The organism is Pseudomonas putida (genome assembly GCF_050989985.1).
GTDB lineage: Bacteria > Pseudomonadota > Gammaproteobacteria > Pseudomonadales > Pseudomonadaceae > Aquipseudomonas > Aquipseudomonas putida_AI.
This window is the reverse complement of sequence record NZ_CP158815.1, coordinates 300,642-314,801: the sequence shown is the minus strand read 5'-3', so window position 1 is coordinate 314,801 and position 14,160 is coordinate 300,642. Positions and strand designations below refer to the sequence as shown.

The following is a 14,160-nucleotide window of genomic DNA, read 5'->3' as shown; positions in this document are numbered from 1 at the left end:
GGCTCTTACTTGATCAGACCATCCAGCGGCGAAGAGGCGCTGGCGTAGAGTTTTTTCGGCATACGGCCGGCGAGGTACGCCAGGCGGCCGGCAACGATGGCGTGTTTCATGGCTTCAGCCATCATGATCGGCTGCTGGGCGTGGGCGATGGCCGAGTTCATCAGCACGGCGTCACAGCCCAGTTCCATGGAAATGGTGGCATCGGACGCGGTGCCGACACCGGCATCCACCAGCACCGGGATCTTGGCTTCTTCGAGGATGATCTGCAGGTTGTACGGGTTGCAGATCCCCAGGCCCGAACCGATCAGACCGGCCAGCGGCATGACGGCGATGCAGCCGATTTCCGCCAGTTGCCGGGCAATGATCGGGTCATCGCTGGTGTAGACCATCACGTCGAAGCCTTCCTTGACCAGCGATTCGGCGGCCTTGAGGGTTTCGATCACGTTGGGGAACAGGGTTTTCTGGTCCGCCAGCACTTCCAGCTTCACCAGGTTGTGGCCATCGAGCAGCTCACGGGCCAGGCGGCAAGTGCGCACGGCCTCCACAGCGTCGTAGCAACCGGCGGTGTTCGGCAGGAAGGTGTAGCGATCCGGCGAGAGGAAATCCAGCAGGTTCGGTTCGCCCGCGTTCTGGCCCAGGTTGGTACGGCGCACGGCGAAGGTGACGATCTCGGCACCCGAGGCTTCGATGGCCTGGCGGGTTTCTTCCATGTCACGGTATTTGCCGGTACCAACCAGCAAACGCGACTGGTAAGTACGACCGGCCAGAACGAAAGGCTTGTCGCTACGAACGATGCTCATGGGAAATCCTCTTGAGGGGTGAGGGTCTTGCAGAATTCTCGGCCCATGCGGGCCTGACGGCTAGCCGCCACCGATGGCATGCACGACTTCGACGTTGTCGCCGTCATTGAGCGTGGTGTCTGCATGCTGACTGCGCGGGACGATATCCAGATTGAGCTCGACCGCCACACGGCGTCCGGTCAGTTCCAGACGGGTCAGCAGGGCCGCAACGGTTTCACCGTCGGGCAGTTCAAAGGATTCGCCGTTCAACTGAATGCGCATGCGTAATGCCGCCATCATTTTAAAGGGCTGGCATTCTAGCCCGATCGTGACCTAAAGGTCAGCAACAAGCGTCAAGCGGTCAGCGGCAGGCGCCAGGCGGCGAGACCCAGGCAGAGCCAGCCCGCGAGGAAGGCCAGGCCGCCGAACGGGGTGACGATGCCGAGCTTGCTGAAACCGGTGAGCGTCAGCACATACAGGCTGCCGGAGAACAGCAGGATGCCGATGGCGAAGGATGCGCCGGCCCATGTGACCAGGCGGCCGGGAATCTGCGTGGCCAGCAGCGCGACACCCAGCAGCGCCAGGGTGTGCACCAGTTGATAGGTGACGCCGGTGTGGAAAATCGCCAGGTACTCGGGGCTCAGGCGGTTTTTCAGGCCGTGGGCGGCAAACGCCCCAAGGCCGACACCGGTGAAGCCGAAAAAAGCGGCCAGCATCAGAAAGCCACGCAGCATGAAGAACTCCAGTCAGACTCGATCAACAGGGTCTGTATAATGGCCCGCTCAACGGGTTCGGCCAAGCCATCTCTATGCTGCGTATCTATTTCCGTCGTTTCACCAAGGCCGTGCTCTGGTTCATGGGCGGCAGCGTATTGCTGGTGCTGATTTTTCGCGTGGTGCCGCCGCCGGGCACGGCGCTGATGGTCGAGCGCAAGATCGAATCCTGGATCGATGGCGAGCCCATCGACCTGCAACGCACCTGGAAGCCCTGGGAAGAAATCTCCGACGACCTGAAGGTCGCGGTGATTGCTGGCGAGGACCAGAAATTTCCTGAGCATTGGGGTTTTGATATTGGTGCGATCCGCGCCGCATTGGCTCACAACGAGTTGGGTGGCTCGGTTCGAGGCGCCAGCACACTGAGCCAGCAAGTCTCGAAAAACCTGTTCCTGTGGTCCGGTCGCAGCTGGCTGCGCAAGGGGCTGGAGGCCTGGTTTACCGCTTTGATCGAGGTGTTATGGCCCAAGCAGCGGATTCTTGAGGTCTATCTGAACAGCGCCGAGTGGGATGATGGGGTGTTTGGTGCGGAAGCGGCGGCGCGGCATCACTTCGGCACCAGCGCAAAAGGTCTCAGTCGCCAGCAATCGAGCTTGCTGGCCGCCGTACTGCCGAACCCGCGAGTATGGAGCGCCAGCCATCCGACCTCTTATGTTGCGCGGCGGGCAGGCTGGATACGGCGGCAGATGAGCCAGCTTGGTGGTGACAGCTATCTGGTGGGGTTGAATGACTCCCGCCGGGCGCCGTGGTCTCAGTAGTCGGGCACAAATTTTTCGGACATCGAATATCCCTGTGGGAGCGGGCTTGCCCGCGATCGGGGTGTATCTGCGACTGATGTGGTGGCTGACACGACGCCATCGCGGGCAAGCCCGCTCCCACAGGTCCTGGGCCACATAGAAATAGGCACAAACAAAAAAGCCCCGATCAATGATCGGGGCTTTTTTATTGCCTTTTGCGCAGGTTATGCGGCAATCGACAACTTGAGCTTGTTCATCGCGCTCTTTTCAAGCTGGCGAATACGCTCGGCCGACACGTTGTACTTCTGCGCCAGGTCGTGCAGCGTGGCTTTTTCTTCCGCCAACCAGCGTTGGTAGAGAATGTCACGGCTACGGTCGTCCAGCACTTCCAGCGCTTCGTGCAGGTTGTGGTTGGAGTTGTCGCTCCAGTCCGCGTCTTCCAGTTGACGGGCCGGGTCGTACCGGTGGTCTTCCAGATAGTTGGCCGGCGACTGGAAAGCACTGTCGTCGTCAGCTTCGGCAGCCGGATCGAAGGCCATGTCATGGCCGGTCAGGCGACTTTCCATCTCGCGCACTTCCCGCGGCTCTACACCGAGGCTTTCCGCCACGCGATGCACTTCCTCGTTATTCAACCAGGCCAGACGCTTCTTCTGGCTGCGCAGGTTGAAGAACAGCTTGCGCTGGGCCTTGGTGGTGGCAACTTTCACGATGCGCCAGTTGCGCAGGATGAATTCGTGGATTTCAGCCTTGATCCAGTGCACGGCGAACGAAACCAGACGCACGCCCATTTCCGGGTTGAAACGTTTTACAGCCTTCATCAGACCGACGTTACCTTCCTGGATCAGGTCAGCCTGAGCCAGACCGTAGCCGGAATAGCTACGGGCGATATGTACGACAAAACGCAGGTGGGCGAGCACCATCTGCCGAGCCGCCTCAAGATCCTGCTCATAATAGAGACTCTCGGCCAGTTCACGCTCCTGCTCCGGCGACAGCAATGGAATGCTGTTTACCGTGTGCACATAAGCCTCCAGGTTCGCACCCGGGACCAGAGCATATGCAGGCTGCAAAGAATTGGTCATACGAAAAAACCTCCGACTTACAAACTCGTGCAGTTAAGCACTGCGAAAATTGACCGGAAACCGAAGAACAAGTTCCCAAAAAAACGAAAAGGTCAATACGAGCAAAATGATATTACTTTGGTGCCAGCTCCCGCAGGTGGCGAGCGACTGCAATCCACGCACCGATATACCCCAACAATACCGCGCCAAGCAAGAGAGACAGACCATCGGCAGCTGGCACTCCGGCCAGCGCAAAATCACTGCCGTACAAACCGGCCAGTCCCACCACCGCGTCGTTCAGCCAGTCAAGGCCGAACGCCAAAACGCCCCAGGACAGAATCCCCGCGCCAAAGCCATAAAGCGCGCCCATATAAAGGAAGGGCCTGCGCACATAGCTGTCAGTGCCGCCGACGAGTTTAATCACTTCTATCTCTGTGCGGCGGTTTTCAATATGAAGACGAATGGTATTGCCTATCACCAAAAGTAATGCAGAAACCAGAAGCACCGTCAGACCGAAGACAAACCGGTCGCCCAGCTTGAGGATGGCTGCCAGACGCTCGACCCAGACTAGATCAAGCTGCGCTTGCTGCACCTTGGGCAATTCGGAAAGTTTTTGTCTTAATGCTTCAAGGGTCGGCTTGTCGACTTCCTTCGGCGTCACCAGCACCACGCCGGGCAGCGGGTTTTCCGGCAGCTCCTTGAGCGCCTCACCCAGGCCGGACTGCTGCTGGAACTCTTCCAGCGCCTGATCGCGCCCCACATATTCGGCATCGGCCACACCGGGCATGCCCTTGATCTGCTCACGCAGCGCTTCGCCTTCAGTCGGGCTGGCTTCGAGTTGCAGGTACAGGGAAATTTGCGCCGCACGCTGCCAGGACCCGCCAAGACGCTCGACGTTACTTAGCAAAAGTGACAGCCCCATGGGCAAACTCAAGGCGACCGCCATCACCATGCAAGTGAAAAAGCTGCCGATGGGCTGCTTGCCCAGTCGACGCAAGCTGTCGGCCATGCTGGCGCGATGGCTTTCGATCCAGGCACGGAACAGCGTGGCGAAGTCCGGACCGTCATCGTCGTCATGTTTTTTCTTCGCCGGCTGCGGATCGGCGGCCTTGGGGGCCACGCGCTCGGAAACCTTTGGACTGCGTGTCGCACTCATACTCCGGCCTCCCCGTCGCCGATCAATCGACCGCGTTGCAACGTCAGCATGCGGTGGCGCATGCGCGCAATCAGTGCCAGGTCGTGGCTGGCGATCAGCACACTGGTGCCCAGGCGGTTGATGTCTTCGAAGACACCCATGATCTCCGCCGCCAGACGCGGGTCGAGGTTACCGGTCGGTTCGTCCGCCAGCAGCAATGCCGGGCGGTGAACGATGGCGCGGGCGATGCCGACGCGCTGTTGCTGGCCGGTGGACAGGTCGCCGGGATACAGGTCGGTCTTGTCCGACAGCGCAACGCGCTCCAGGGCCGAATCCACACGCTTGGCGACCTCGGCCTTGGACAGGCCAAGGATCTGCAATGGCAGCGCGACGTTGTTGAACACAGTGCGATCGAACAGCAACTGATGGTTCTGGAACACCACACCGATCTGTCGGCGCAGGAACGGAATCTGTGCGTTGCTGATAGTGCTCAGGTCCTGCCCGGCAAGCAGCAGCTTGCCACTGGTCGGGCGTTCCATGGCCAACAGCAGCCGCAACAGGGTGCTTTTACCGGCGCCGGAATGGCCGGTGACAAACAGAAACTCGCCACGACGGACTCGAAAGCTCAGCTCATGCAAGCCGACGTGACCGTTCGGATAGCGCTTACCGACCTGTTCGAAACGAATCATGAACGCTCCCGCTCGGCAAACAGTGCCTGGACAAAGGGTTCAGCTTCAAAGGTGCGCAAATCGTCGATGCCTTCACCGACGCCGATATAGCGGATCGGCAAGCCAAATTGCTTGGCCAGGGCAAAAATCACCCCGCCCTTGGCGGTGCCATCGAGCTTGGTCAGCGCCAGGCCGGTCAGTTCGACGGTCTGGTTGAATTGCTTGGCCTGGTTGATGGCGTTCTGGCCGGTGCCGGCGTCGAGCACCAGCAGCACTTCGTGGGGAGCATCGGCGTCGAGCTTGCCGATCACCCGGCGAACCTTCTTCAGCTCTTCCATCAGGTTGTCTTTGGTGTGCAGGCGACCGGCGGTGTCGGCGATCAACACGTCAATGCCACGGGCCTTGGCGGCCTGCACGGCATCGAAAATCACCGAAGCGGAGTCGGCGCCGGTGTGCTGGGCGATGACCGGGATCTTGTTGCGCTCGCCCCAGACCTGCAATTGCTCCACCGCGGCGGCGCGGAAGGTGTCGCCGGCGGCGAGCATGACTTTCTTGCCTTCCAGCTGCAGCTTCTTCGCCAGTTTGCCGATGGTTGTGGTCTTGCCGGCACCGTTGACGCCAACGACCAGAATCACGAACGGCTTGTTCTGCGAGGCGATTTTCAGCGGTTGCTCGACAGGCCGGAGCATCGCCGCCAGCTCGCCTTGCAGGGATTTGTACAGCGCATCGGAGTCGGCCAGCTCTTTGCGCGCGACCTTCTGCGTCAGGCGCTGGATGATCACCGATGTGGCTTCAACGCCGACGTCAGCGGTCAGCAGGCGGGTTTCCAGGTCATCGAGCAGTTCGTCATCGATGGCTTTTTTGCCGAGGAACAGGCTGGCCATGCCTTCGCCAATACTGGCGCTGGTCTTGGACAAGCCTTGCTTGAGGCGGGCAAAGAAACCGGTCTTGGTTTCTTCGGTGCGCGGTGGCTCGGCCGGCTTTTCGATGGGCGCTTCGACAGGAGCGACTGGGGCTGCGACCGGTGCCGTTGCCTGGACAATCGGAGCAGCAGGAATCACGGGTTCGGGAACAACAGGTGCAGGCTCGGCCTGGACAACCGGAGCTGCAGCCGGTGCATGTACCGGCTCAGGTGCAAACGCGGTCGGCGCAGGAATCGGTGGGGTAACGTGCGGCGCCAGATCGTCTTCGACCAGTGCCACCGGCTCTTCCGCCACCGGCAAGGTCAGCCACGGCTGGGCGGATGGCGTCAAAGGCTGCTCGACCACAGCGGCCGGCTCAGCTGCCACCGGTTGTGGCACAGGTTCGGAAACTGGCTGCACCACTGGCGCAGGTGCTGCGTCTATAACCGGCGCGGGAGCCGGCTCGGGAATGGGCTGTGGCTGTTCGACGACGGGTTCCTGCGGCTTTTTGCGCAGCCATCCGAACAGGCTTTTTTTCTCGCCAGCCGCAGCTGGGGTCTTCTTGTCGTCGTTGGAACCAAACATGGAGGACGGCTATCTCACGGTAGCGACGCGCCAATGGGCGCCCCGGTAATAAATATTCGATGCAGAACAGACTGCGATTGATCCAGCTTGTTCACGCGCAACATGTTGTCGAGGAGCGGACAGCACCTCAAGGAATCGATTTATCAATGGACTAAAGCAGCAAAATCGGCGAAAAAGCAGAAATCGGTTGATAAATATCCACCTTTCGTCGCAAACCCATTCAACCTGATCAAGCATAAAGGCCTGATAGGCGTGGCCGCCGCTAAAACGGATCAGTATCCTAGCACCCTCTCGCCCGCAGACGCTAAGACCAAGCGGGCAGCCCAACAGGTTTAAAAACGAATGAATGCTCTAGCCCGCCGCGCCGCAGGCCTGCTGCTCAGCACAGTTTGTCTGCCCCTCTCGGCCCTGGCTGCCGATCCACAACCCACGCACGAATTCACCCTCGACAACGGCTTGAAGGTCGTTGTGCGCGAAGACCATCGCGCGCCAGTGGTGGTTTCCCAGGTCTGGTACAAGGTGGGGTCCAGCTACGAGACGCCGGGTCAGACCGGTTTGTCCCACGCCCTGGAACACATGATGTTCAAGGGCAGCGAGAAAGTTGGCCCCGGCGAAGCGTCGCTGATCCTGCGCGACCTCGGCGCCGAAGAGAACGCCTTCACCAGCGATGACTTCACCGCCTATTACCAGGTGCTGGCCCGCGACCGCCTGGCCGTGGCCTTCGAACTGGAAGCCGACCGCATGGCCAGCCTGCGCCTGCCGCCCGACGAGTTCGCTCGCGAGATTGAAGTAATCAAGGAAGAGCGCCGCCTGCGCACCGACGACAAGCCGATGGCCAAGGCCTACGAGCGCTTCAAGGCCATGGCCTATCCCGCCAGCGGCTACCACACGCCGACCATCGGCTGGATGGCCGACCTGGATCGCATGAAAGTCCAGGAGCTGCGTCACTGGTACGAATCCTGGTACGTACCGAACAACGCCACGCTGGTGGTGGTCGGCGACGTGACCCCGGACGAAGTCAAAACCCTGGCCCAGCGTTACTTCGGCCCGATCGCCAAGCGCGATGTGCCACCGGCGAAGATTCCGCTGGAGCTGGCCGAGCCCGGCGAGCGTCAGATCACCCTGCACGTCAAGACGCAGCTGCCCAGCCTGATGCTGGCGTTCAACGTACCGAGCATCGCCACCGCCGAAGACAAACGCTCGGTGAATGCCTTGCGCCTGATCTCGGCACTGCTCGACGGCGGCTACAGCGCGCGCATCCCAACGCAGCTGGAACGTGGCGAGGAGCTGGTGTCCGGCGGCTCGTCGAGCTACGACGCCTATACCCGTGGCGACAGCCTGTTCAGCCTGTCGGCAACCCCCAACAGCCAGAAGAAGAAAACCATCGAACAGGCCGAAGCCGGTTTGTGGAAGCTGCTCGAACAGCTGAAAACCACTGCACCGTCCGCTGAAGAACTGGAGCGCGTGCGTGCGCAGGTCATCGCCGGCCTGGTCTACGAGCGTGACTCGATCACCAGCCAGGCCACCGCTATCGGCCAACTGGAGACCGTCGGGCTGTCCTGGAAGTTGATGGACACCGAGCTCGCCGACCTGGAAAGCGTGACCCCGCAAGACATTCAGAACGCCGCCAAGCTGTATTTCACCCGCGAACGTCTCAGCGTCGCCCATGTACTGCCGGAGGAGACGCCTCATGAGTGAACATAAAAAACCGCGCCTGGCCTTGCTTGGCCTGATCGCCGTGGCCCTGATCGGCTCCGCTGCCTTCTATTTCTCCAAAACGGGCGAGTCCGTGGCCAGCGAAGCACTGGACAAGGCCAAGGCCAGCCAGAAACTGCAATCGCTGAACGAGCTCAACGGCAAGGCGCCGAGCCACCGCAAACTCGATGTGCAGACCTGGAACACCGCCGAAGGCGCCAAGGTGCTGTTCGTCGAGGCCCGAGAGCTGCCCATGTTCGACATGCGCCTGATCTTCGCCGCCGGCAGCAGCCAGGACGGCGACGCTCCCGGCCTGGCGCTGCTGACCAACGCCATGCTCAACGAAGGCGTGGCCGGCAAGGACGTCAGCGCTATTGCCCAGGGTTTTGAAGGCCTGGGTGCCGACTTCGGCAACGGTGCCTACAAGGACATGGCCGTTGCGTCCTTGCGCAGCCTCAGCGCCGTGGACAAACGTACACCTGCCTTGAAGCTGTTCGCTGAAGTCGTCGGCAAACCGACTTTCCCCGATGACTCGTTTGCTCGCATCAAGAACCAGATGCTCGCCGGCTTCGAATACCAGAAACAGAACCCCGGCAAACTGGCCAGCCTTGAACTGATGAACCGTCTGTATGGCGATCATCCGTACGCCCACTCCAGCGATGGCACGGCCAAAAGCGTTCCGACCGTCACTCTCGCGCAACTGCGGGCGTTCCATCAGAAAGCCTACGCCGCGGGCAATGTGGTGATCGCGCTGGTCGGCGACCTGTCCCGCGCCGAGGCCGAAGCCATAGCCGCACAGGTCTCCGCCGCCCTGCCCAAAGGTCCTGCCCTGCCGAAAATTGCCCAGCCGGCTGAGCCCAAGGCCAGCATCGGCCATATCGAGTTTCCGTCCAAGCAGACCAACCTGATGCTCGCGCAACTGGGCATCGACCGTGACGACCCGGATTACGCGGCACTGTCCATGGGCAACCAGATCCTTGGCGGTGGCGGCTTCGGCACCCGCTTGATGAGCGAAGTGCGCGAGAAGCGTGGCCTGGCCTACGGCGTATATTCGGGCTTCACCCCTATGCAGGCGCGCGGTCCATTCATGATCAACCTGCAGACCCGCGCCGAAATGAGCGAAGGCACGCTGAAGCTGGTGCAGGACGTCCTCGCCGACTACCTCAAGACGGGCCCTACCGAAAAGGAACTCGACGACGCCAAGCGCGAACTGGCCGGCAGCTTCCCGCTGTCCACCGCCAGCAACGCCGATATCGTCGGTCAGCTCGGGGCGATCGGCTTCTATAATCTGCCGCTGAGTCACCTCGAAGACTTCATGCAGCAGTCGCAGAACCTGACGGTCGAGCAAGTCAAAGCCGCACTGAACAAACACTTGAGCACGGACAAAATGGTCATCGTCAGCGCTGGCCCGACCGTGCCGCAAAAGCCGTTACCGGCCCCTTCTGATAAACCCGCCGAGCAACCGCTCGGGGTTCCGGAGCATTAATGGCCACTCAATCGAAATCCAAAAAGCCCGTGCACAACGGCGTGAACCAGCTGCGCATCATCGGCGGCGAATGGCGCAGCCGCAAACTGAGCTTCCCCGATGCCCCGGGCCTGCGCCCGACGCCGGACCGGGTGCGTGAAACCCTGTTCAACTGGCTCGCACCCTACGTGCCCGGCGCCAAGGTGCTCGACCCGTTCACCGGCAGTGGCGCGCTGTTTCTTGAAGCCTTGTCCCGTGGTGCCGCCACGGGCCAGGCGCTGGATGCCAGCAGCCTTGCGGTGTCCAGCCTGAAGGAACACCTGGGCACACTGCGCTGCACCACCGGTCACGTGCAGACCGCCGACGCCCTGCGCTACCTGGAAACCCAGCCCGCTACGGCTTATGACCTGGTGTTCCTCGACCCGCCGTTCAACCAGAATCTGCTGCCAGCCGTGTGCAAGCTGCTCGAAGAGCGGCAGTGGCTGGCCGAAGATGCGTGGGTATACACCGAGAGCGAATCCGCGCCGTCGACGCTCGGCCTGCCAGGCAACTGGCGCCTGCACCGGGAGCAAAAGTCCGGGCGAGTCTATTATTCGTTGTGGCAACGTATGGCAGAGATCGCCGGTTGATCGACCGGCCTGAACAAGGCGCGCACCTGGATCCGGGTACGCGCCTGCTTTGAGAACAATCGTGTCCCATCTGTCTGAACGCTTCACTCCCGCCTTCGGCCTCGGCAACCCGCACTTGCAGACCTTGTGGGGACCGCTGTGGCGCAAGACCACGCATATCGAGCGCGAGCGCGAACGCTTGTGGCTCGAGGACGGTGACTTCCTGGATCTTGACTGGCACGGCCCCCACAGCGCCGAAGCGCCCTTGGTGCTGGTGCTGCACGGGCTCACCGGTTCTTCGAATTCGCCTTACGTGGCGGGGATGCAGAAGGCGCTTGGCGACCGCGGCTGGGCCAGCGTCGCGCTGAACTGGCGCGGCTGCTCCGGCGAACCCAATCTGCTGCCGCGCAGCTACCATTCCGGCGCCAGCGAAGACCTTGCCGAAACCATCAGCCATCTGCGGGCCAAACGGCCACTGGCGCCGCTGTATGCGGTGGGTTATTCCCTGGGTGGCAATGTTCTGCTCAAGCATCTGGGCGAGACCGGCAGCGACAGCGGCGTGCTCGGTGCGGTCGCGGTGTCGGTGCCGTTTCGCCTGGACCAGTGCGCGGACCGCATCGGCCAGGGCTTCTCCAAGGTCTATCAGGCGCATTTCATGCGCGAGATGCTGGCCTACATCAAGAACAAGCAACGCCAGTTCCAGCATGACGGTCGTGAAGATGGCCTGGCCACGCTGGCAGCCCTGGGCTCACTGGAAAACCTGCGCACCTTCTGGGATTTCGATGGCCGGGTGACGGCGCCACTGAACGGCTTCCTCGATGCCGAGGACTACTACCGCCGGGCGTCGAGCCGCTATTTCCTGGGGGAAATCCGCACCCCGACCCTGATCATCCAGGCCGCCGACGACCCCTTCGTCTTTCCCCACAGCCTGCCGCAAGCCGAGGAGCTGTCGCCCTCCACGCAGTTCGAACTGCAGGCAAAGGGTGGGCATGTCGGATTCGTCGACGGCTCGGTCAGGCAACCGGGTTACTACCTGGAACGGCGCATACCGCAATGGCTGAGCACTGTGGGCCCAGACACCGTGAGGTTCGTCTAAGCCATGGATGACAATCAGGGCGAGTCGATCCGTTTCTGGCAAACGGCGCCGCTGGCCGGGATTGAATTGCTGTCGGCGCGCTACATCGAACACCGATTCGCGCCCCATGTGCATGAAGGTTATGTGATCGGCATGATCATGGCCGGTGCCCAGCGCTACCGTTATCGCGGTGCCGAGCACCTGGCGGGCAGCGGCACGCTGGTGTTGATCAACCCCGATGAGCTGCACACCGGCCACAAAGGCACGGAAGATGGCTGGCTGTATCGGGCGTTTTATCCGGACAGCCGGCAGATCACCTCACTGTTGGCCGAACTCGAACTGCCGACCCACCGCCTGCCGGCCTTCGGCGCCACGCTGTACCGCGATCCGGACCTGGTGAGCGGTTTCTGCCAATTGCATCGCCTGCTGGAAAGCCCGGCCACCGCGCTGCAACAGCAGACAGCCTGGCGCGAACTGATGTTGTCGTTGTTGCAGCGTCATGCGGCGGTTGGCGAAGCCGGCAAACCGGGCAAGGAACATCGCGCGGTGACCCGGGCCAAGGAGCTGCTGCACGCACAACTGGCGGCACCGCCTTCGCTGGAAGAACTGGCAGCGGCGGTGAATCTGTCGCCCTTCCATTTCGCCCGGGTGTTCCGCCGCGCGACGGGCATGCCGCCGCACACTTGGCTGATGCAGCAACGCATCGCCCGGGCACGGGCGTTGTTGCAGAGCGGGTGTTTGCCACTGGAGGTGGCGACACAGCTGGGGTTTGCCGATCAGAGCCATCTGAGTCGGCAGTTCAAGCAGGTGTATGGGGTGGGGCCGGGGGCGTATCGAAGTGCGCGGCAATCACTGACGACACATTTCCAGTGTGGGAGCGAGCCTGCTCGCGATGACGGCGTGTCAGTCAACATCTCAGTCGATTGATACTCCGCTATCGCGAGCAGGCTCGCTCCCACAGGAAAAGATTGTGGGGATCAGGCGCCGGTGGCAATCCCGCGCGCAGGATCATTGATCCACTCACTCCACGATCCGGCATACAACGCCCCCAGCGGATAACCCGCCAGGCACAGGGCAAACAGGTTGTGGCAAGCCGTCACGCCGGAACCGCAATACGCCACCAGATCGTTCGGCGAGCGACCCGCCAGTTTTTCACTGAACCGCTGCTTGAGCTGCTCAGCCGGCAGGAAGCGCCCGTCGCTGCCCAGGTTGTCGGTGAAAGCCGCGCATTGCGCGCCGGGAATATGCCCGGCCACCGGGTCGATCGGTTCGACTTCGCCCTTGAAACGCGGCAAGGCGCGGGCGTCGATCAAGGTCAGCTCGGGTTGGTGCAGACGCTTGTGCAATTGTTCGGCACTGAGCAGCAACGAAGGGTCCGCCGTTCCGCTAAAGGTGCCGCGCGTGATCGATGGCGGATCCAGGCTCAAGGGTAAACCCGCCGCGTGCCAGGCCTTGAGCCCGCCGTCGAGAATGAACACACCGTCACGCTTGCCCAGCCACGCCAGCAACCACCAGGCCCGCGCCGCATAGGCACCCGGGCCGTCGTCGTACAAAACCACTTCGCTGTCGTTGTTGATGCCCCAGGCTTGCAGGCGCTCGATCAGCTCGGCAGGCTCGGGCAATGGATGACGTCCGGTCACGCCCTTGACCACGAGCCCACTCAGATCACGTTCAAGATCAGCAAAACTCGACCCGGCAATATGACCTTCGGCGTAGCTGCGCTGACCGTAGTCCGGGTCTTCGAGGGCAAAACGACAATCCAGAATCACCAGCCCCGGCTGCTCCTTTTTCAGGTCCAACGCTTGCGGGCTGATCAATTGCGCAATGGGCATAACGGGCTCCTGTGATTAAACCGGGTCTGGATCCTACTGCACTTTTCAATTCACAGCTTCAATTCACGGCGTCAGTTCACAGCTTCAGTTCACGGCTTCTTCCAGCGCCTGCGCCAGCGGCACGTAAAACTCTTCGAACAGCGCATTGACCTCATCACGGGCCTGATCCGTGACGAACCCGGCCTCCAGTACCAGCACCTGGTAGACGCCGCGCTTGATCGCTTGCTCGCTGAGGTGGCTGGAGTTCTCCCGCGTGGTGCACAGAAAGCGCACCCAGGACGTGAGGATGATCCAGGCATTGAGGGTCAGGGATTCGATCTGCACCTTGTCCATGGTCAGGATGCCGGCGGCGACAAACCCTTTGTAGATGGCCGCGCCCTGAATCAGGCAGCGTTGAGAGAAGCGCCGATAACGCGCGGCCAGCTCGCTGTCGCTGTCGAGCAGATGCTCGAGGTCGCGGTGCAGGAAGCGATATCGCCACATGGCCGAGAGCAGTTCCTTGAGGTAGAAGCGCTTGTCCTCGACCGTGGCCGCTCGCCCCTGGGGCGGGCGCAGGAAGCTGTCCACCAGGCTTTCGTACTCGCTGAACAGCACGGCGATAATCGCCTGCTTGTTGGGGAAGTGGTAGTACAGGTTGCCCGGAGAAATCTCCATGTGGGCAGCAATATGGTTGGTACTGATGCTGCGCTCGCCCTGTTGATTGAACAGCTCCAGGCTGTTCTGCACGATGCGCTCGCTGGTTTTTATCCTTGGGGCCATGGCTTGAGCTTAAATTCAGAGTGCGTTGACGGGCATCTTACGACCTATCCGCAGAGGGATAAATAAAGCTGCGCCGGTGTGTCATTTGA

At 61.5% G+C, this 14,160-nt stretch carries 16 protein-coding genes; 7 read left to right on the top strand and 9 right to left on the bottom strand.

Annotated features, from left to right (window positions below; all coding sequences use genetic code 11):
- Positions 1 to 5 precede the first annotated feature (5 nt).
- From ABTV29_RS01530 to ABTV29_RS01520, 3 genes are all read right to left on the bottom strand, one after another.
- The gene (locus ABTV29_RS01530; RefSeq protein WP_433768508.1) at positions 6 to 800 is read right to left on the bottom strand and encodes a thiazole synthase; all 795 of its coding nucleotides are present in this window, start codon (positions 798 to 800) and stop codon (positions 6 to 8) included.
- A gap of 60 nt (positions 801 to 860) precedes the next feature.
- Positions 861 to 1,061, bottom strand: coding sequence for a sulfur carrier protein ThiS (thiS, locus tag ABTV29_RS01525; protein ID WP_162634911.1), 201 nt, complete (start codon positions 1,059 to 1,061; stop codon positions 861 to 863).
- Positions 1,062 to 1,132: 71 nt separating this feature from the next.
- On the bottom strand, positions 1,133 to 1,513 hold the full coding sequence (locus tag ABTV29_RS01520) for a DUF423 domain-containing protein (protein WP_433768506.1): 381 nt from the start codon (positions 1,511 to 1,513) through the stop codon (positions 1,133 to 1,135).
- Positions 1,514 to 1,587: 74 nt separating this feature from the next.
- On the opposite strand from ABTV29_RS01520, the gene mtgA reads away from it, so the two are divergent.
- On the top strand, positions 1,588 to 2,310 hold the full coding sequence (gene mtgA / locus ABTV29_RS01515) for a monofunctional biosynthetic peptidoglycan transglycosylase (protein WP_433768505.1): 723 nt from the start codon (positions 1,588 to 1,590) through the stop codon (positions 2,308 to 2,310).
- Positions 2,311 to 2,513: 203 nt separating this feature from the next.
- On the opposite strand, the gene rpoH is transcribed toward mtgA, so the two are convergent.
- The 4 genes from rpoH to ftsY all read right to left on the bottom strand — a co-directional run bounded on the left by rpoH (position 2,514) and on the right by ftsY (position 6,637).
- Positions 2,514 to 3,368: an RNA polymerase sigma factor RpoH gene (gene rpoH / locus ABTV29_RS01510; protein ID WP_110965350.1), complete on the bottom strand. Its 855-nt coding sequence runs from the start codon at positions 3,366 to 3,368 to the stop codon at positions 2,514 to 2,516.
- Positions 3,369 to 3,480: 112 nt separating this feature from the next.
- On the bottom strand, positions 3,481 to 4,503 hold the full coding sequence (gene ftsX / locus ABTV29_RS01505; RefSeq protein WP_433768504.1) for a permease-like cell division protein FtsX: 1,023 nt from the start codon (positions 4,501 to 4,503) through the stop codon (positions 3,481 to 3,483).
- Entirely contained in the window at positions 4,500 to 5,171 is a 672-nt protein-coding gene (gene ftsE / locus ABTV29_RS01500; RefSeq protein ID WP_077046069.1) for a cell division ATP-binding protein FtsE, read from the bottom strand. Before ftsE ends, ftsX begins: the two co-directional genes overlap by 4 nt.
- A complete protein-coding gene (gene ftsY / locus ABTV29_RS01495) occupies positions 5,168 to 6,637 on the bottom strand; it encodes a signal recognition particle-docking protein FtsY (protein WP_433768503.1) in 1,470 nt (489 codons plus the stop codon). Before ftsY ends, ftsE begins: the two co-directional genes overlap by 4 nt.
- A gap of 87 nt (positions 6,638 to 6,724) precedes the next feature.
- Here ftsY and ABTV29_RS01490 point away from each other — a divergent pair, with 87 nt between their 5' ends.
- The 6 genes from ABTV29_RS01490 to ABTV29_RS01465 all read left to right on the top strand — a co-directional run bounded on the left by ABTV29_RS01490 (position 6,725) and on the right by ABTV29_RS01465 (position 12,407).
- Positions 6,725 to 6,973, top strand: a complete 249-nt coding sequence (locus tag ABTV29_RS01490; protein WP_433768502.1) for a hypothetical protein — start codon at positions 6,725 to 6,727, stop codon at positions 6,971 to 6,973.
- Between the two features lie 6 nt (positions 6,974 to 6,979).
- Positions 6,980 to 8,335: a M16 family metallopeptidase gene (locus tag ABTV29_RS01485; RefSeq protein ID WP_433768501.1), complete on the top strand. Its 1,356-nt coding sequence runs from the start codon at positions 6,980 to 6,982 to the stop codon at positions 8,333 to 8,335.
- Entirely contained in the window at positions 8,328 to 9,818 is a 1,491-nt protein-coding gene (locus ABTV29_RS01480; RefSeq protein WP_433768499.1) for a M16 family metallopeptidase, read from the top strand. Before ABTV29_RS01485 ends, ABTV29_RS01480 begins: the two co-directional genes overlap by 8 nt.
- On the top strand, positions 9,818 to 10,426 hold the full coding sequence (gene rsmD, locus ABTV29_RS01475; protein WP_433768498.1) for a 16S rRNA (guanine(966)-N(2))-methyltransferase RsmD: 609 nt from the start codon (positions 9,818 to 9,820) through the stop codon (positions 10,424 to 10,426). Before ABTV29_RS01480 ends, rsmD begins: the two co-directional genes overlap by 1 nt.
- Positions 10,427 to 10,487: 61 nt before the next feature.
- A complete protein-coding gene (locus ABTV29_RS01470; protein ID WP_433768497.1) occupies positions 10,488 to 11,501 on the top strand; it encodes a hydrolase in 1,014 nt (337 codons plus the stop codon).
- A gap of 3 nt (positions 11,502 to 11,504) precedes the next feature.
- On the top strand, positions 11,505 to 12,407 hold the full coding sequence (locus ABTV29_RS01465) for an AraC family ligand binding domain-containing protein (RefSeq protein ID WP_433768495.1): 903 nt from the start codon (positions 11,505 to 11,507) through the stop codon (positions 12,405 to 12,407).
- Between the two features lie 50 nt (positions 12,408 to 12,457).
- Here ABTV29_RS01465 and ABTV29_RS01460 read toward each other — a convergent pair whose 3' ends face one another.
- Both ABTV29_RS01460 and ABTV29_RS01455 read right to left on the bottom strand, forming a co-directional pair.
- Entirely contained in the window at positions 12,458 to 13,312 is an 855-nt protein-coding gene (locus ABTV29_RS01460; protein ID WP_433768494.1) for a sulfurtransferase, read from the bottom strand.
- An 84-nt stretch (positions 13,313 to 13,396) separates the two neighbouring features.
- On the bottom strand, positions 13,397 to 14,071 hold the full coding sequence (locus ABTV29_RS01455) for a TetR/AcrR family transcriptional regulator (RefSeq protein ID WP_433768493.1): 675 nt from the start codon (positions 14,069 to 14,071) through the stop codon (positions 13,397 to 13,399).
- Positions 14,072 to 14,160: the final 89 nt, after the last annotated feature.